The organism is Vibrio sp. 1288 (assembly GCF_033344475.1).
The window spans coordinates 1-711 of sequence record NZ_JAWPOX010000503.1 but is presented as its reverse complement, the minus strand read 5'-3'; the positions used below and the strand labels follow the sequence as shown (position 1 = coordinate 711).

The following is a 711-nucleotide window of genomic DNA, read 5'->3' as shown; positions in this document are numbered from 1 at the left end:
TAAGTACATTGAGATGATGACTGACCAGAACACATCTGGGTGTTCAACAAACAGGCGAGGGCCAGGTTGAATGCCGTAGGCGATTAACGCACCAAACATAATAGCGGTGGTGCCTGAGCCTGGAATACCCAGCGTTAACAATGGAACGAATGAGCCACTTGATGCGGCGTTGTTCGCTGATTCTGGCGCAACTAGACCACGAATGCTGCCTTTTCCGAACTCTTCTTTTTTCTCTTTTGGAGCCAAGTTGCGCTCTAAGCCGTAACTTAGGAATGCCGCAATTGTTGCGCCTGCGCCCGGAAGTACGCCAGTAAAGAAACCTAGGATAGAAGAGCGGATCGATACCGGAGCGACTTCTTTAATTTCCTCTTTGGTGACTTTCATCGAGCCGATGTTGCTCAATTTGTCTTGCTCTTCATCACGAGTATCGTTTGAAGGTTTGAGAATCCCCATTAAGGTTTCGCCCAAAGCAAACGTCGCCATTGCAAGAAGAAGGAAGCTAAAGCCGTCCATCAAATCGGTTAAACCAAAGGTGAAACGCTCGACACCAACGCCTTTATCGATACCGACTGTCGACAGCATCAAGCCAAGAATGGTCATCATCCACGCTTTAATGACCTGACCTTTACCAGCAAAAGCCGCAACGGCAGACAAGCCGAGCAACATCAACGCAAAGTAATCAGAAGATTGAAAGCTTAATGACACGTTAGC

1 protein-coding gene is annotated in these 711 nt (G+C 47.8%); it reads right to left on the bottom strand.

What is annotated here, in order from left to right; genetic code table 11:
- Positions 1-711: tripartite tricarboxylate transporter permease (locus R8O11_RS27650; RefSeq protein WP_318194929.1), on the bottom strand; the 711-nt coding region annotated here is incomplete at both ends.